The organism is Planctomycetaceae bacterium, assembly GCA_041398825.1.
Taxonomy (GTDB): domain Bacteria; phylum Planctomycetota; class Planctomycetia; order Planctomycetales; family Planctomycetaceae; genus F1-80-MAGs062.
This window is the reverse complement of the sequence record JAWKTX010000007.1, coordinates 241,127-259,751: the sequence shown is the minus strand read 5'-3', so window position 1 is coordinate 259,751 and position 18,625 is coordinate 241,127. Positions and strand designations below refer to the sequence as shown.

Below are 18,625 nucleotides of genomic sequence, written 5' to 3'. Positions count from 1 at the left end.
GGCCAGCGTCTGCGAAGAGGCGACCCGATGAAGACATCGCGCCTGCGAATGACCGCCTGGTGGAAACGTCGCAACGTTTGGTTTTGAATAGAGTTAAGGCTAATTGCCTGCCAGAAGTTTCCACCCGATAATGGCGACAACCAGACTGGCCACAACGCACCCAATTACGGGCACGAGGTCGTTCAGCAAGAACCAGACCGGCACAGCGGCGAGCAATATGAGGAGTGCCAGGCCGTAGAAAATAAGCTGAGCTTTCGATGCTTTGACCGTTCGAGAGGCTGCCACGATTTGCTGAAGCGTGTCGTCTTTGGCACTTTGGTGTTCAGAAATCACAAGCTGGGTCGCAGGATCAACTTCTGCAATGGCCTGCAGCCGCTGATATTGCAGAGCCGCGTCGCGAACGCCTGTTGTTTCAGCCTCTTTCCGAAGTTCATTCATCTTTGCGAGACACCAGTTCGTGACAATCGAACGATGTGAGAAAACTCTCGGCACAACGGCCCCTGATGCTGACGCACTATCTGATTCAACGGTATCCCAAAGCGTTCGGTAGCGACGTTTACCGATGGAGTAAACGACACTCCGAGTTGAATGTTGTTCCAGATCGATTTTCCATGCGGTGGTCCGTTTTCGCGATTCCGCCCCGAGTGCTGTTCTGAGGAGACCGTCATTCAGAAACGTCTTCGCTGATGCAGCCAGTCCCTCAGATTCCACTGCGGATTCATCCAGAGACGATGCAAGGCGATCCGTTCCAGCTCCCCCCCAATGATGCAACTGCTGATGTCCAATGGTGAATGGCTTTTGACAAGAGCGGGATAACATTTCCTGCGAATAGCTTCCGACCAGTTCTGTGGAGACGCTTTCGACTTCGAAGACACGTTTCACTTCCAGATAGGTGACCAGTATCTTGCTGCCCTGGCATTGTCGACACTGTTTCGCTCCGCGACCGCTGCAGTCCCGGCAGGCCATTGCCCGTTTTCCTCGACAGACCGGGCATACCGCTTTGCCAGTGTTCTTACAGGCGTCGCAGGCAACTGCAAAGTTCTGATTCTCGACAAAGCTCTCGCGACCTGATCCCGCGCACTTGGCACAGGTGCGTGTCTTCGGAGCGCCCTCGGGATCGTCTGCCGGTATATACTGCTGAGTTCCAGCTCCGCCGCACGTTGTGCATCGTCGAGATCCCCGGACTTTCTGCACTCGGGTTTTCTGACCAGTCCCCGCGCATTCCATGCATGATGTCACGCCTGTCATCGTACACGCAGAACATCCCAGCTTCCCTTTTCCCTGACACTTTTTGCAACTGGTCTCGCCCGTCTGAGCGCAGCGAGTGCAACCATGGAGTTCCTGTGAATCCGATACGATCTTGGTTTCTTCTTCAGTTGAAGGCTCTTTCGGTGGCTTCCAACTGATATCCCACGCTCGAGTATTTGTTTCGTCTCGCTTCTTCTCGGGGACGCTCCAGCCCTTGTAGGCAACGGTTCGCTTGACCAGCGATCGCTTTTCGTGAAAAACGTTTAATGTCAGTCGGCCCGACTGCAAATCGATGATTTTGTCGATAGCCGCCTTGTCTGCTTTGCTGGCCAGATTGTGATTGGGCAACCCATCAAAATAGGTTCTGAGGGCCGTGCGGAAGTCCGCTTCGTCTTCACTCACATGCGAGATCGCACTGGTTTCGCTGTTCAGCAACTCGAATAACTCGCCGAGCGGATTCTTTGACTTTGGCTTCGCACCCGACTTGGCAGCGCGCGCGACGGCGGCCGCAGCGACGGCAGGGGGAATAATGCTGGAACGCGGAGAGGTCGCCACCGGTGGTGCGACATCCTCCGGAGCATCTTCGAGCGACTCGAAGAAGAACATCAGGTCGCCGCCAATCACCGTGTCTGCATCCGCAGGTGGTGCGTCCGTTTCGACGACCGGATCATCGCCTGTCAGTTCAGATTCATGATTCACACCTGTTTCGGCCGCAATCGTTTCTGGTGATTCGTGTACAGCGTCGCCGGCGTCTGTTAGCAACGGAGACTGCGACTGGACAGGAATCGGAAATCCATCCTGTGCGGACGGCCCCGTGAGTGCATCCTGCCGCAGGTTCCGGTCCGAAGCAGACATTTCTGACTCGGTCCCCGACGGTACAGAAGGGCGTTCAGGTGCAGACTTCGCCGATGTGCTTTCGTCAGGATCCAACCTGTCCGACATGGACTCGACGGCACTTGTCGTATCCTTCAGGGAATGTTTTGCATCGGTCACATTCAAATCAAAGTCGCCGATCTCCGAATCAGACGGTTCTGCTTCAGTTGGACTTTGACTGAGCTCATGGTCAGACGGCTCAGCACCTGAACTGTCAATCCCACCTGGTGCTGACAAAGGCAACGACGAAAACACCGGAGTAGGCAGGGTGGGTGTCGGCAGAAGTGGTTCTGGCCGTGGCAGTGACTCATCCAGCGATGAAACCGGTGTTACCAACGGAGATTCGGGAACCACACCTGAATGGTCCGGGATGTCGAGTTCCGGGGCAGGCGGCCCCGGGGCAATGTCGTCTGCAAGCTCAAAGTCTGCTTCCGGCTGAGAACTCTCCGCTGGCAGATGAGTCGGTATGGGATCGACAGAGGCTCGAGTGCTTCCCTCAGGAGCAGTCGAATCCTCCAGTTCGAAGTCTGCCTCATCGCTCGCGTAGGGTTCAGCGTCTTCCAGTCCGGAAAGATCCAGATCGAGGTCAGCCATGCCACCTGCGGGAATCACGCTGAGCGTGCCACAGTTGTCGCAGTGCACCACGTTGCTCTCATCAGAAAGGTCTGCTATCAGCGGCGCATTGCAGCCCAAACACCGGATTTCAGTTTGTCCAGACATAACAGAAACCACCGACCAACTGTGTCATCAGACAAGATTTACGTATAACGCGACTCTGGCTTAACCTGAGAATATTAACCTATTCAAAAACAGAACGATTCGCCTGCTTGCTCTGCCTCACATCATTTTCCGCATTCGTGCGTCGAGTGCCATTCAGAACGAATATCGTGCCGGATTCAGCGCTGACTTGGCCGAGGCGGCCATGCGAAGTAATAAAACCATACCAATCGACACGAGCGTCAACATCCTTTCTTTCGGGATCACTTATCATTTCCACCCCTAAATAGCCATCGCAGGGACTTCCGATGTCACCTCAACCCATTCATTCCGTTCGTGAAAAAGATCTGCTGTGTCGGGGACGGCGGAATCGCAGACTGTCAGAATTCCTGTTCGTGAGTTTAGCCGTTTTACTAACGTTGGAAGTGAGCGCTGCCGCCACCCCCGCAGGCAGGCAAGCTCCGGGATGGTTTGAGGAAAACATTGCACCTCTGCTCGTGCGGCGATGTATCGAATGCCATAAGCCTCCCGCCGCCGCTGGCGGTCTGGATTTGACCACACGCGAAGGATTGCTGTCGGGTGGCGACAGTGGGGACGCCATCAACGAATTCGCTCCGTCCGAGAGCTACTTTCTTGAGCGAATCCGTTCCGGAGAAATGCCTCCACCAGTTAAAGGCGTTCCACACCCTCTCAATGAAACGGAGACGTTGACGCTTTCGAAATGGATTCAGCAGGGAGCCAACTGGCCCGACGGTCGGACGCTCGACCTGTTCGAGCGGACAACATCGTCGCGTGCTGGTCGCGACTGGTGGTCGCTGCAGCCAATTCGTCGATTCGAATGGTCACCTGCAGCAAAGAACCCCATTGATGCCTTCATCCAGCGAGGCCTTGAAGACAACAAACTAACATCTGCCCGGGCAGCGGATCCCGCAACGATTCTTCGTCGCATGTCGATCGACACAACGGGACTCCTGCCCAATGCCGATCAGATCGCTCAATTCGCTGACGCATACACCGCTGGTGACGGCGGTTCAGCAGACCGCGACCCGGCAGATGAGGCGGTCCGTGAGGCTGCCGATCGATTGCTTCAGTCTCCGAAGTTTGGTGAGCGCTGGGCGAGGCACTGGCTGAATGTTGTTCGATTTGCCGAAACCAGCGGATATGAAAGAGACCAGCCAAAGCCTTTCGCATGGAAATACAGAGACTGGGTTGTCGACGCCTTGAACAGCGATTTGCCCTATGACCAGTTTGTGCTGCAGCAACTGGCCGGTGACGAGATTGAGGATCGAACGGAACGGTCTGTCATTGCAACGGGCTTCCTTCGACTTGGGACATGGAATGATGAACCCAATGATCCGGAAGATTACGTTTACGATCGACTCGAAGATCTTGTTCATAGTACGTCAACCGCATTCCTTGGGATCACCGTCAAATGCGCTCGGTGCCATGACCACAAGTTCGATCCAATTCCGCAGACAGACTATTACCGGATGGCTTCCGCGTTCTGGCCCGGTCCGATTGCCGCACGAGACCGGAATCTTCTCGGCGGACCGGGTGAGAAGGAACTGGGATATGCCGATGTGCTCGGATGGACCGACGTGACAGCTGATCCTGAGCCGCTTTATGTGCTCAGAAACGGCGAACGACACAGCCCACTTTTTCCTGTAAAGCCGGCTTCGCTCAGCGTGCGTCCGGATTTGTTTCGTGAATTTAAAACGCAGTCCATCGCTACACAGCACCACTCAGTGACTGGTCGCAGAAGGCAACTGGCCGAATGGATGATCAGTCCGGATAACCCGCTGGTTGCTCGAGTCATCGTCAATCGCATCTGGCAACATTATTTTGGTGAAGGCCTGGTTCGTTCACCCGACAACTTTGGATTTACCGGCGAACGACCCACGCACCCGGAGCTACTTGACTGGCTGGCCAGCGAACTTATCCGCAACGACTGGCACATGAAGCCCATTCATCGCCTCATCCTGAATTCACGTACCTATCGGCAGTCTTCTATCCATGATCGCGATGAGGAATTCAGCCTGATTGATGCCGCCAATCGATATCTCTGGCGAGCCAACAGGCGGCGAATGGATGCTGAATCTCTTCGTGACAACATTCTGCTGAGCAGCGGATCGCTGGATACTCGAATGGGCGGGCCGGGATTCTTTCCTGCCGTCAGTCCTGAGGCGCTTGAAGGCCTTTCCCGCAAAGCGGCTGCGTGGACAGCATCGGCAGAATCAGAACAGCTCCGACGCAGTCTTTATATGTTCAGCCAGCGCAGTCTGCTGCCGCCAATGATGACGACGTTCGATTTCTGCGACACAACGCTGCCGTGTGGGCAACGCGATGTTTCGATCGTTGCGCCCCAGGCACTCACTCTGCTGAACAATCAGTTCCTGCATCAACAGGCGGAACATCTGGCTTGCCGAATTGTTTCGGAGGCAGGAACACCTGAAGACCGGGCAATAAAGATATGGCAATCTATCCTGAAGCGAACCCCGAAGAACGATGAACTCATGTTCTCTGTTCAACATGTACAACGCCAAATGCGGCGACTATTGATTCACGAGACCAACTCTGAAAGTCGTAACGGCGTGCAGGATACGTCTGTCGGACGAGACGACGTTTCGCTGAATGAATCGCTTCAGGCGGCCATCCAAAAAACAGAATCCTGTGTTTTGTTCCTTTCTGCAGAAAACAATGTGATCACGGGTGAGCAAGGCCGGGTTGTCCAGTGGGAGAACGCTGTTGATACGACGTCAATCGCTATCAGAAGGGCAACCCACAAGGCAATTCAGCCAGTCAGCGAACACCAGCCCATGCTGGTGCCCGATGCGATGAACGGCTGGCCCGTGATTCGTTTTGATGGGCAGCGTCGGTTCATGCATCTGCGTCCAGGTCGTTCAGCAGATCGATTGCTTGTCACCGACGAATTCACGTTGATGATCGTCGCGTCTGACAACCACCCGCAGAAGTCAGAAGCGGGGCACCGCGAATTGATTTCCAACTGGAGTGGTCGCGATGGCAACTACGGCACATCCGTATTTCTGGGACTGACGGACAACCACCGAATTCGATTCACGGATGCATTGGTAACCACGGAAAGTCTGATGCAGCCCGTTTTGCCCTTTCTGTTGACCGCGACAAATGGAAACCGTGGGGCTGGTCTCTGGCAGCAGCGCCGTGCCATCATCCATCAGGAATCGGCACTCCCGTCTCGACGCCTGGACACAGATTGGGTCATTGGACAGCAGGGCAATATCGACGGTGAATTCTGGCACGGTGATATCGCAACGATCCTTGTTTTCGACAAACAGCTCGAAGATTCTGATCTCCGGCAGATACAGTCCCTCCTGCGGCGGAAGTACCAACTGCAACAAATGCCTGACGCAGACATTCCGGAGTCGCTCCGGACACCGGAAGAACTTGCCTGGGCCTCGTTATGCCTCGTTCTGTTCAACAGCAATGAATTCATCTTTATTGATTGATTGATGGCTGTATGACGGGATGGCTGCGCAGCTTGTCTGAGTCACATCTGCCGATGGACTACCAGCACGGCAGTCAGCAGGTAATACCTCTGCATGTCGCCGAATCAGGTAGACAGCGGCCGGGCAGGAAGTCGTTTGGTCGCCGGAAGAGCTATTTCCCCGTTTTTGTGCAGGAATGGATATCTGTAATCGCGTTTCATCATTTTTCTCAGGAATCTTTTTGAGGTTCGGGCTCGGATTGAGTCTATGAGGATGTTCTGGCAACGAATGTCAGACGCCGAGGAGTTCGCGGTGCCGGAATCTGATCAACCAATCGATTGGGAGATGCTCTTCCGGCAACATATTCCTGATGTCCTTAAGCTGGCAACTCGACTGACCGGAAATCTGCATGATGCGGAGGATGTCGCGCAGGAGGCGTTGCTGAGAGCGGCTCGAAGCAGGAGCACATTTCGAGGCGACTCCACATTCAGGACATGGTTGAATCGAATTGTTGTGAATGTGTTTCGCACCTGGATGAGGAATCGCAGAACAGCTGGGCCGCTGGAAGAAGAAACTATTGATCCGCTGAAGAACACGGACGCCGAACAGGCGGAGACGGCAGAGCTTGTGGCACAGCATGTCTCAAATCTGCCCGAACGACAGCGAGAAGTACTCGTTCTGTGCATTTACGAAAATATGAGCGCGGCTGAAGTGGCAGAAGCGCTGGGGCTCACTGTGCAAAATGTTTATTCGACTCTGAACGTTGCGAGGAACCGGCTCAAACAGTCCCTTGCCTCACAACTCAGTCGGGAGTCACTCAATTGAACCGTCCTGACGAAGAAGACGACTTCACAAGTCAAACGGAACAGAAACTGGATTCTCTGCTGCGACAAGCAGCGTGGCCGGATGCCGATCCCTCAACGATCAGTCGAATGCACGAATCGGTCATGCGGGAGCTGCATGCCGTTGTTCAGCCTGAGGGGGGTGTCGATCCATTGGACAGCCAGTGCAATCAAACAGACGCAATTGGCCTGCCCGCTTTGGATGTTCCGATTCCTGGACAGAGCAGCGATCGTCGCAGACAATTTCCGTACAGCATCGCTGTCTCCGCATTGATGATTCTGGTCGCTTTTGCAGCAGGGCGCTGGTCGGCTTCCGGACGGTCCTCTTCAGTCCCGTCGGGCGAGGATCCTCAGTTAGCCGAATCGGCTCAGCACGATGCATCGCAGACCGTTCCTGCGTTGAAAGAGCCTCCCAAAGATCTGGACCCTGATCATCTGGTTGCAAAGAACGGCGTGGGCAGTGCGAAAGACGCAACCACAGAACCGAATAAACAGGAATCGTTGCAGAAACCGGCGTCCGACTCGACTCAAATGATCGAGCCCCGACCAGAACTTGCCACTGGTCGAAAACAACGCCTGACGCCGCGCGAAAGAATGAAGTTGCAGCTTGAGGACGTATTGGTATGTCTGTCGGAGAAAGATGACACTGATGGTTCCTGCTGTCGGACCCTACTGCCCCGGCGCGCAGAATTTGAGTTCATGCTGGGGGAAGTCATTCGAAATGCAACCGGGCAACGTCAGCTTGCCGCTGTCACTGCCATGGGCTTCGTGGGAACGGATACAGCTGTCCCGGTTTTACTTGGGACAACACGTTCTGAAAGTCTGCGCGAAAAATCGATCGCTGCCCTGAAACAGTGTTGCAGTGAACAGATGCTGGCTGGCCTGGTTCTGCAGCCGGGTGATGAAACTTTGCAGCGTGAGTTTCTGACAGAACTGGCTCATCGCAGCACACCCAATGCCGTACTGGCCTGGTTACACCTGATGCGCACTCAGCGGTCACGAATTCTTTGTCAGCAAGCTGCCAGCGACTTATCACCGTTTCTTGTAGATGCCATGTTCAGGGAACTGGATGCTCCACTGATGGACGATCGGATCTCAGCGATTTTGTCCCTTGGCCGACGAACTGACAAGCCGACTCAGGATCGCATCATGCAGCTCATTCAACAGTTTCCCAATCGATGGGAGCCCGTGGCGATCCTGATGTGCAGCGGATCAGAAGCTGCGGTCCGGACACTCACAAAACTGCAGAAGAACCCCGAGCGTTTCGCGGTTCTGCAAACCGCTTCCATTCAACTTCAGGCCAGCGTCACTTTGCCTGATCGATAGCATGGTTCGACATCAGGAAATTGTCAGTTCAAAAGTATGCGATCGACTGACACAGGAAGATCCACCCCCCGACTCCGAAAGGAAAACTTATGAAACGAATCTCCGAGATCCTATTTGTCTTGTTCGTGATGCAGGTCTGTCTCTCTCCAGCGGTCGCTCAGAACGATCCGTTTGCTGCCGGGCCACCACCGAAAAACGCAGTGAAGGAACGCCCGTTGCTGATTAAGTTCTATGACATCACTCCACTGGTCACAGAACGGCAGCACTATGCATTCCACGACGGCACTGCAGCGTTGGAGTATTCCAGAATCGGAGTCAATGCTGGCATGCCTGGAGGTATGGGAGGAGGAGGAGGAGCCATGGGTGGCGGAGGCGCGGGTGGAGGTCAGGGTTTTTTCTGTGTTCCATCAGCCCCACAATTCGGGGGAGGAGGAATGGGGGGAATGGGAGGGGCCGATGTTTCGGGCGTTGGAGATTCCAATTCGGAACCCAGTCTTCAGGAATGGCTCGAGATGCAGGGAGATTCAATAGAAGAACTGATTGAAAACAGTGTCGATCCGGATTCCTGGGAATCGATGGGTGGCCCCGGGACAATTCGAGATCTCGGCAACACACTGATGATTCGCCAGACCGAAGAGGTCCACGCTGAAATTACAACATTTCTCAGGGAACTCTCCATCGCCGTCGTCGGTAAAGGAACTTATCAATTAGAAGCGTGGTGGATTCCGGTCGTTGAGGAGACTGCCAGTGGTCTTCAGGAGATTCTCGCAGATCAGTCCGACGCAAACGTGTCCTGTCAGAAACTGACTTCACTGAGTCAGGAGTGGGGTGGTTATCACGCGATGATGCTCTGCCGCGAACACGTCACAACTCACGCCGTTTCTGGTAGCCAGGTTCCAATTGTTGTGGGTTCAACACCTGTCGTCGGTACGGGAAATGCCAGCGATCAACCAATCGTACGAACTCTGCTTCTTGGATTATTGATGGAGGCGAAGATTTCGTCGGTGCCCGAATACAGCACGTCGTCAGCCGAAATGGAGGCGGGTGATCAACTGAACTTGTCGTTTCGTTCGATGGTCTCTAACTCCGACGCGAACATCCAGGACTTCGGAGCAGGAGGGGGCAAAATTGACCGCTATTCGCTGGGTAAGCACGTCTCCGAAGGGACCTGTACTGTCAGGCAGGACAGGCTGACCAGGATCGCATCACTGAGTCAGCTTTCGACCAATCAGAGCGGGCAGCCACCAGAAATGCAGCTGATCGTCCGTATCACACTCCACGGAGGATAAATCGCAGCTGACCGTCACCAGGCCATGCCAAACATCATTTCAAAACCTGTTGCCAACGTCCTGAGATTCGCTGAAACTTGCAGGCATGGCGCTGCAGAAGGCAACACCTTTTTCAGAATTGAAATGACCTGGAGAGAGACGGGACGGCTGAACATTATCGAAAACGGGACTGGCCCGACCAGGAGACATTCAAACACGATCGTTTCCAGTCGTCCTGGGTGCCTGTCCCGGTTTTTCAACGGACAGCCAAGCCAAGGATCAGTGTCCATGGATCAGTGTCGCAGAGACAGCAAGAATGCCAGCAGATCATGAAACTGCTGGTCGTTCAGAATCTCTGCAACGTTGGCCGGCATGGGAGACAACGCCGATTGAATGCGTTCCTCTGCTTCCGAAACAGGTAACAATGTCTCCCGGCCCTGGCTATCTGTGATGCTCAGGCGATCGCCTTCCAGTTCGCGTACGAGCCCTGTCAATGCCCGGCCGTCCACAGTGACAACGGTCGATGTGCGAAAAGCAACATCAACGTTTCGGTTGGGAGCAAGAACGTCTTCGACCACGCGGTCGAGACCACGATTTCCGATCCCATCCAGGTTGGGACCCACTTTTCTGCCTTCACCGGCAACCTGATGACAAACAGCACAGTTCTTCCGGAAGATTTCTGCTCCCGCAGCGACACTCGCCGAAGCTGAAGCATGGTCCTTTCGACGTTTCGCGATCAGCTTCTCGATGGCAGCATTCTCATCCGGCAGCGACGCGGTCAGATTCCTGATTCGATCCTGCAAAACAGTGTTTGCGACCAACAATCGTTGAGAAACCGTGGGCCGCGTCAGTAGCCTGGCCGACATTTTCCCGGCTTCGATCAGTGCCACCAGCACCTCGGATCCATGCTGATCCACAGTTAGCTGTTCTGCTATTTGAAGCTGTTCGGCTGACGTCGCAAACACAGCGGCTCGCGCGAGGACTTCCCTGGCTTCCTCAACACGGCGATTAACGATGAGTTCAATCGCGGCCTGAACCACTTCGGATGGGGTTCCGGCAATCGAAGGAATGAGTGATACGGCTGACAGACGTGAATCCGGTTGGAGACGAATCAGGGCAGAAGCCATTGCCCGAATTTCACTTCGTGACAAACCATCACGCTGAATCAGGTGCTGGATTGCAGGCTCAAGAGATCTCAATTCATAAAGTGCGATCAACTGACAGGCCTGCTCGCGCTTCTGCGGTCCGCGGTCAGGATTGAGCCGTTCGTCAGAAAAACGACCGACCGACATCCAGGCGTAGGCCCCCGAACTGTCCCCGTCGACCAGTTCAACGACTGCCATCCTGCCCCGCCACTTTGACGTCTCCCATTCGACTCGCTGCGCGACATCATTGCGACGAGGCGGTGTCTCCAGAAACAGCTCATTCGTGTTTGCATCCCGAAGCCGAATGTAGTTATTGCCCTTCAATGGCATACTCGGAATTCCATCGTGCCCGGCCACGTAGAAACTCAGTTTCTCCGTCAGTTCAAATGGCGAAGAACGGTAAATGCCGGTCCGCTGTTCTCCATTCTCGAAGCTGCTGTGGAGCGGTGTGTTCTGCATGCCGTCTGATGACCGTCGCGAATACGAAACCGTCCATGCATCCTGTTCGTCCGGGAAACTGGGATGTTTCAGGTTTTGCCACGGCAACGCCTGCACAACGTGCAGTGATTCCAGGTCATTGGGGGAGGTCATTCCGAGTAGCGACAACACCCGATGTTCGGCCCAGCGATTCACCGCCGCGGGGGCTGTCATCCCACGCTGCTGCAGGCCAGCCGCCATGGATGTCAGAAGACTCAGCTGTAGCGATTCGTTTTCCGGAAATTCTTTTTGCACAGTTTCGGCTACAAGTTCCGCCGATATCGGAGACACATAAGCGGCCGCAAATTGCACCATTTCTGACAGCTGCCCGGGATTCGATTTTGCAAGGCTGGCAAGGTTGGAGGCGATGAATTCACCGGCAGCAGGAGTCTTCAGTGCCAGACACAGATCCGCTACGACGCCCGACTCGAAATCGGTGAGGGGTCCGCTCGTCAGATCCCGGAACCAGTCTTCATTTCGAAGATGATCTCGGAGCGTCATTCGTGTGGCGTGTCGCAAGTGCACATCGTCCGTGGGAATGCTGGCCAACAGCTTCAGCAATAGCGGAATGCTGGAGCGACGGGTGTGGCGTGCCGCAGCGATCACCGCCGCCCGCCGGACCAGAGGACTTGAATCGGAAAAGCCTTTCTGAAGCAGGTCCTGGACGGCCATGGCCGTAAGCCCGGACACGCTTTCCGGCGAGGCCGTGTTGAGCGCGCGAAATGCATGCAGCCGAACCAGTTCGTCAGTGTCGGTGGCAGCCTCTTTCAGCTCTGTGAAGTTCAGTTGCCCCATTCGCTGCAGTATGCGCAGCGACCGTTGACGCTTCACCGGCGACGTTTCTTTCAGCGCCTTTTTCAGGTCGAGGACGGTTTGTTTTCTGTCTGCTGAATCGAGCCCCATTTCATCTGTGATGTGGTCCGCGATCATGCGAGCGGTCTGGTAGTTGGCCGTTGCCAGTCGTTCAACAAGCACTGATGGAGAAAGTCTTGTCACGTCTGTCGATTGCACTTCGCCCGTCGATCCATCGCCGACATAGCTGATCTTCCAGATTCGGCCCCGGTGACGGTCACGGCCCGGGTGATACAAATCCACTTCATAGTGCCCGATGATGCGGTTATAGAAATCGGCGACGTACAGGCTTCCATCGGGCCCCGCAATCATATCGACAGGACGGAACCAGGGATCAGAGGTCGACATCAGGTCCGGCTGTTCAATCGCCTTCACGGTCGATCCCACATGTTCCAGCGTATTGCGATTAATGCGGGACGTCATCACGTTACCACCGAAACTACTGCGCTGAAACTCCGAGGGAAAGGAGGTGTGCTGTCCGAGGGCGATGCCGCCAATGGCAGTTGATCCGTGCAGATGCTCCATCACATTGGGAACATAGCCAAGCCCGTCATGCGGCTTTCCAAAACTCTCGTAGTAACCTCCCTGAATCAGCAGAGTGACAGGCTTGGTGTGGCAGTCGGCGGTCAGAATATCATCGAACTGATCGATGGCCATTCCGAACGGATTGACCTGGCCATGCGTGAAATGCTCAATGCGAGAACCGTCAGGCTGAAAGCGATAGGTATTGCCTGACGACATTGAAACGACGTTTCCATCGCGTCCTTTGACTTCTGACCGATTATTAAATCCATGGCACGCGTAAATCCATCCATCGGATCCGCGACGGAAAGAGTTGTTCATACCGTGCGTGTCACGAGTCGTATCGAATGGACCATAAAGCACTTCCCGAACGTCGCAAATATCATCTCCATCCGTGTCACGCAGAAACATGATGTTTGGAATGCTGAAGCAGATGACTCCATCTCTGTAAGGGTACAAACCAATCGGAATGTTCAGCTTGTCTGCAAACGTCGTGACTTTGTCTGTTCGACCATCGCCATCTGTGTCTTCAAGGATCCGGATTGTGTCCCGCGGAACGGAGTCGGATTTCGCTGCGAATGGATACTCTTCCGAGCTGCTCACCCACAGCCGTCCTCGCGTATCAAAAGCCAGATTCATGGGTTTTGCGATTTGCGGCTCAGACGCGACCAACTCTACTCGAAATCCCGGAGGCAAACGGAAGGTCGTCAATTCCTGCTCGGCCGTCAGTGGCTCTGTCTCCCGGACTCCCAGAGCGAATGGATTCTTTTCCTGTGCAGGAACGGACCACGATTGCATCAGCAGGACGACAAGTGCCAGCAGCCAGCGGCGAGAAGTTGTCAGACGGCTGAATGAATCAGGAGAGGTTGGCATGGAACATGCTTTCAGGCGGGATCTAAGGTCGGCTGGAATCTCAGGCAGCGCGGGACATCCGGAATTGCTGTCTGAGTCACGCTATAATAATTACTGCTCAGACAGATTGCACCGATTGACTCACACCTGGCCATCACACCCGGGATCTTTCTGCCCCTCAATGTTTGCATCGAATCGACAGATCTGTCGCTATGGACGGCGAGACCAACCGGGGATCTCCGGCGTGAGCCATTCGGGACACGAACATTCAATGGCCGTCAAAAAAAGCAAAACGAAAGGCAACTCGAAAAGGGCATTTTCACAGGTCTGCAAGGTTCAGCCATCCCTCACTGCGGTGTCGGGTTGTTTTTCAACAGGCTGACAACGGAACGAATCGTGACGGGCCACCGGTCGACGGGCTCAGGGCTTGCAACGCATCAGATGCTTGCCGACGGAAACTGCTCCCGTCGGATTAACGATGGGTGATCCTTTTCCTGGTCTCTGTGATTCTGCGGTCGATCAGATCTTTCCGAGCGAAGTGGCCAGCGATGATGTGCTGTCGATAGACTGCGGATGATTTCAAGCAACAAGGTGCTGTCCGACACAAAGAAAGACGAGAGTTGAACGAGGCTGACAAGAAACGGAAACGACATGTGGTGATCGTTGGTGGTGGGTTTGGTGGCCTGGAAACTGCCCGGCGCCTGCGAAAGGCCGATGTTCGGATTTCACTGGTTGATCGCCATAACTATCACCTTTTTCAGCCGCTGCTGTACCAGGTCGCAACTGGTGGACTTTCTCCGGCCAACATTGCAACACCCCTGCGAAATATTCTGCGTAAACAGTCGAACTGCGAAATCCTGCTGGCCGAAGTCGTCGACGTTGATATCAATAAGAAGCGTTTGATCTTCGCTGATGGCGAAATTCATTTCGACGATCTGGTGGTTGCAGCCGGGGCAACTCACAGTTACTTCGGGCGCGAAGACTGGGCATTGAACGCACCGGGACTGAAGTCCATTGACGATGCGACCAACATCAGGCGACGCATTTTTCTGGCATTTGAAGCGGCAGAACGCGAAGCAGATCCGGATATTCGCAGGGCCCTGATGACGTTTGTTATTGTTGGGGGTGGACCAACAGGCGTCGAACTTGCCGGAGCGTTGTCCGAGATCGCTCAACATACCCTGAAACACGACTTCAGGCACATTCATCCTGAAGATGCTCGAATTCTGTTGGTTGAAGCGAGCGAACATGTTTTGGCGCACTATCCCGAAGATCTTTGTCGGCGAGCAGCTGATAAAATCCGTTCGCGCGGGATCGAAATTCATGTCCACACGAAAGTCACGGAATTAACGGAAGGCCACGTGAAGTTGACGAGCGCTGATGGTGAGTCAATTGTGCAAACAAGAACGGTACTCTGGGCGGCAGGGGTCCGGGCCAATCCGCTCGGGAAGATCGTCGCTACGGCGTGTGGCGTCGAGACGGATCGGGCAGGTCGTGTCCCCGTGACACCGCAGTTAAATGTCGATGGACACGAACATATTTTCGTCATTGGGGACATCGCGATGTGCCTGAACGAAGCTGGAAAGCCTCTTCCCGGGCTGGCTCCTGTGGCCATGAAACAGGGTGAGTTTGTCGCCAGAAGAATTACTGACCGAATTGCTGGTCGGAAGGACGCCACGTCGTTTCGGTATGTGGACCGTGGCACAATGGCGACGATTGGTCGCGCGGCCGCGGTGGCACAGATTGGCCAGAAACAGTTTTGCGGTTTTTTTGCCTGGTTGCTGTGGCTTGTTGTTCATTTGCTGCAGATCGTGCAATATCAGAACCGGGTTCTGATATTGTGCCAGTGGGCGTGGAGCTATCTGACCTTCAACCGCAGCTCGCGCTTAATTACCGGGGAAACGTCAGTGGTCATCCAGAGTGCTCAACAGCAGCCTCAGGTCAAATCCGGCAAGTCAGCATCTTAAACTGGTCCGATTGGCATCGTTAGGTGGCACCAGAGAATCCATGACAAATAACCATAAGACGACATGCAGTGTCTGCGGTAAACTTTTTTCACTGTCGGATCTGACTCCCGGTCGATTTGTTCGTCCGTTGATGTTTGATCGAATTCTGACAGAACATCCGGGCTGGAACGCGGATGCGTATATCTGCCATGAGGACCTGAATCATTATCGGAGTTTGTATGTTCAGGATGTGCTGGAGCAGGAACGTGGCGAATTGTCGACACTGGAACGTGAAGTTGTTGAAAGTCTGCGTCAGCACGATGTGCTGACGCAGAATCTCAATGATGAAGCTGATGAAGCGATGACCTTTGGGCAGCAGTTGGCTGACAAAGTTGCCACCTTTGGTGGTAGCTGGACGTTCATTTTGATTTTTACCGGCGTGCTGATTGTCTGGATCACGATCAATTCACTGGCTCTGTTCCGCAGGCCATTCGATCCGTTTCCGTTTATTCTGCTGAACCTGGTCTTGTCGTGTCTTGCCGCTATTCAGGCACCAATCATCATGATGAGCCAGAATCGACAGAACGAAAAAGATCGACTGAAAGCGGATAACGATTATCGCGTGAATCTGAAGGCAGAACTTGAGATTCGCCATTTACATTCCAAGATGGATCTGCTGCTTACACACCAATGGCAGCGGCTTCTCGAAATTCAGCAGGTACAAACGGATTTGCTGGAAGAAATCGGCAAACGTCATTGATTGACCTGGCCTCTTTCAGACAAGGTTTCGGCAATCCGGATTGCGACAAGAGTCGACCCAAAACAGACTGCCTCCACACCACAAACCTGACTGCATTCTTTCCGTGTGGTAGCATTCGGGCGAGATGTGAGCGTGTAACCAGTATCAGATTACACCGAATCTCAAACTGCCCACAGCAAAGAAACCAAACGAAACACACATGACGGGTACTCCCAACAAAACGATTCTTGACGAAGCCGACGCTGCCGGGAAATGGTTTCACGCAAAGAAGATGCGACCAATTTGGGCAAAGAAACTGGTGTTGGCTCAGACAGTGAAGACTCTGGAAGGCGAAGAACAGGTTGAAGCCGGTCATTTTCTTTGTCGAGGCGAAGCGGGAGATATCTGGCCGCAGACTGAGGACGATCTGAATCGCCGCTATACGGCAACACATGAAATCGACGCCGAAGGTTGGCAAAAGTATCAGCCTGAACTCAACGCTAAAGGAGTCATGGCCACGCAAATTGATCATCCGTTCTCAATTGAATCTTCATGGGGCAGACTATCGGGTAAGGCCGGTGATTTTCTGCTCAAGAATTTCGAGGACCGCGACACTGCTTATCCTGCCGACGTTTGGATTGTGGACCAGATCCTGTTTGGGCGAACGTATACCGCCATTCAGTAAGACGGTTAACCTGGCAGCCTGTTGAAGAACGGGACTGGCACGAGCGGGAGACCTGAAAATACGACGTTTTACAGCTGTTCAGCGTGCCTGTCCTGATTCTTCGACGGACCGCTGAAAGCGTATTGTCTGTATTCTGTGTGGCCGGGCATTCTCAGAATGGCCATCACCAGTTCCACGAGACATCGATTCGTACCGGGGAACATTCACCGCTGCGCGGCGGCTTTAGCTGAGCGGCAAGTCTGCTTGCCGAACGGTAGGCTCCAGAAAGAAGAAATCAGCATGACACAAGCTCCCGTGATGAAAGTTGCTGTCGTTGTCTTCGATGGTTTCACGGCTCTGGATGCATATGGTCCGGTAGAAGCATTCTGGGCATGTTCCCCCGGACAGCCCGTAAAGTGTTTCGAATGCTTCACAGTGGGCACCAGCGCCGGGGCGGCTATGAGTGGTGAAGGAATTGCAACCGTTGCTCAATATGCATTCACTGATGCCCCTGCCTGGGACATCCTTCTGGTGCCAGGTGGCCTCGGAACGCGCAAACTTGTCGATGACCAGGTGTTCCTCAATCAACTCGCAGCGGCCAGCGAACGCTCGAAGATCACCGCGACCGTCTGCACCGGCGCTGCTTTATTGGCACGAACAGGATTACTGGATGGGCGGAGGGCGACATCAAACAAACTTGCCTGGGACTGGGTCATCCAGCAGGGCCCGAAGGTGCTCTGGCAAAGACACGCACGCTGGGTTGACGATCAGAGCATCATCACGTCGTCCGGTGTTTCTTCCGGCATCGACATGGCACTGGGACTCATTGAGCGACTCTGCGGCAAACACACTGCAACCGAGGCCGCCCGGAAAATGGAATATGTATGGAACCAGGATCCTGATGATGATCCGTTTTCACCAGCCGTATGATCCGAACCATTGAGATCCTTCTGACCGGAACCAAAGCGCACTGAGGGCCGGTCTGCCCGTTGGAATGCTCTTTGTTATGCCTCGAGACAGACGTTCGGCGTTTCTTCCACAGGCATGGAGGCTGCGAGTCGGAGGATTCCGCTGACATAGTGACCCTCGGTCGCAGGATCCTTCACAGCTGCAACATATGGCCAATGACGGCTTCCGCGCTTTTCAGCTCACTACCGTGATTGACCTGCTCAAAATATTTATGCCATCCGATCTTCTCCGTTCCGTCTTCGATCTTTGCAATGTGTGATCGATCGGTCGCCTGCCAGACGGCAGCATACTGATAGCCACCGTGCAACTGAGTGTCTTCGTCCGTTATAACGCAACCCAGCAGTTTCAGGTCGTCACTGAATAACGTGTCGAGCAGAGCCTTGACGCTGGTTGCGAAGGCAAGCCGACCTTCTTCGTCAAGGTCCAGCCAGGCCTGCTTTGCCCGCCACGTTTCCATGTACCAATACATTCTCAATGCATCCTGTGAATGAGGGCGATTGATCGTTTGTTCCGGGAGTATGACTCAAGGCAGACTCTGTCGATCACGTTTTCAGAAGTCCTGACTTTGTGTGTCCCCAATCATATCGTTCATTTGGGGAATAGAAACCGTCAGTCGAAGAACGCTCGCAGGAATGGTGTTGGTGTTTCGCCCACTCCTGCTGATGACAGCTGCAGTTGTTCGGAACGATTTGATGCGGGCCGTGCTGCATCTGTCGGTATC

11 protein-coding genes are annotated in these 18,625 nt (G+C 54.2%); 8 read left to right on the top strand and 3 right to left on the bottom strand.

The window, feature by feature from the left end; translation table 11 throughout:
• Positions 1-99: 99 nt before the first annotated feature.
• A complete protein-coding gene (locus R3C20_14515) occupies positions 100-2,763 on the bottom strand; it encodes a hypothetical protein (protein MEZ6041717.1) in 2,664 nt (887 codons plus the stop codon).
• 470 nt (positions 2,764-3,233) lie between these two features.
• On the opposite strand from R3C20_14515, the gene R3C20_14510 reads away from it, so the two are divergent.
• From R3C20_14510 to R3C20_14495, 4 genes are all read left to right on the top strand, one after another.
• The gene (locus R3C20_14510) at positions 3,234-6,323 is read left to right on the top strand and encodes a PSD1 and planctomycete cytochrome C domain-containing protein (GenBank protein ID MEZ6041716.1); all 3,090 of its coding nucleotides are present in this window, start codon (positions 3,234-3,236) and stop codon (positions 6,321-6,323) included.
• Positions 6,324-6,614: 291 nt separating this feature from the next.
• Complete coding sequence (locus R3C20_14505; protein MEZ6041715.1) at positions 6,615-7,127, top strand: RNA polymerase sigma factor; 513 nt, start codon at positions 6,615-6,617, stop codon at positions 7,125-7,127.
• Positions 7,124-8,470 carry a hypothetical protein gene (locus R3C20_14500; protein ID MEZ6041714.1) on the top strand — a complete coding sequence of 449 codons (1,347 nt, stop codon included), beginning with the start codon at positions 7,124-7,126 and terminating at the stop codon, positions 8,468-8,470. The genes R3C20_14505 and R3C20_14500 overlap by 4 nt, the downstream gene beginning before the upstream one ends.
• Positions 8,471-8,559: 89 nt before the next feature.
• Complete coding sequence (locus tag R3C20_14495; GenBank protein MEZ6041713.1) at positions 8,560-9,759, top strand: hypothetical protein; 1,200 nt, start codon at positions 8,560-8,562, stop codon at positions 9,757-9,759.
• Between the two features lie 272 nt (positions 9,760-10,031).
• On the opposite strand, the gene R3C20_14490 is transcribed toward R3C20_14495, so the two are convergent.
• Positions 10,032-13,607 carry a c-type cytochrome gene (locus R3C20_14490; GenBank protein ID MEZ6041712.1) on the bottom strand — a complete coding sequence of 1,192 codons (3,576 nt, stop codon included), beginning with the start codon at positions 13,605-13,607 and terminating at the stop codon, positions 10,032-10,034.
• Between the two features lie 599 nt (positions 13,608-14,206).
• Between R3C20_14490 and R3C20_14485 the strand changes: the two genes are divergently transcribed.
• The 4 genes from R3C20_14485 (at position 14,207) to R3C20_14470 (ending at position 17,865) form a co-directional block, all read left to right on the top strand.
• On the top strand, positions 14,207-15,553 hold the full coding sequence (locus tag R3C20_14485) for an NAD(P)/FAD-dependent oxidoreductase (protein MEZ6041711.1): 1,347 nt from the start codon (positions 14,207-14,209) through the stop codon (positions 15,551-15,553).
• Between the two features lie 40 nt (positions 15,554-15,593).
• Positions 15,594-16,292, top strand: coding sequence for a DUF1003 domain-containing protein (locus tag R3C20_14480; protein ID MEZ6041710.1), 699 nt, complete (start codon positions 15,594-15,596; stop codon positions 16,290-16,292).
• A gap of 199 nt (positions 16,293-16,491) precedes the next feature.
• Positions 16,492-16,956, top strand: coding sequence for a hypothetical protein (locus tag R3C20_14475; GenBank protein ID MEZ6041709.1), 465 nt, complete (start codon positions 16,492-16,494; stop codon positions 16,954-16,956).
• A gap of 279 nt (positions 16,957-17,235) precedes the next feature.
• Positions 17,236-17,865, top strand: a complete 630-nt coding sequence (locus tag R3C20_14470; protein MEZ6041708.1) for a DJ-1/PfpI family protein — start codon at positions 17,236-17,238, stop codon at positions 17,863-17,865.
• Positions 17,866-18,037: 172 nt separating this feature from the next.
• Here the strand turns inward: R3C20_14470 and R3C20_14465 are convergent, their stop codons facing one another.
• On the bottom strand, positions 18,038-18,373 hold the full coding sequence (locus R3C20_14465) for a DUF6616 family protein (protein ID MEZ6041707.1): 336 nt from the start codon (positions 18,371-18,373) through the stop codon (positions 18,038-18,040).
• Positions 18,374-18,625 lie beyond the last annotated feature (252 nt).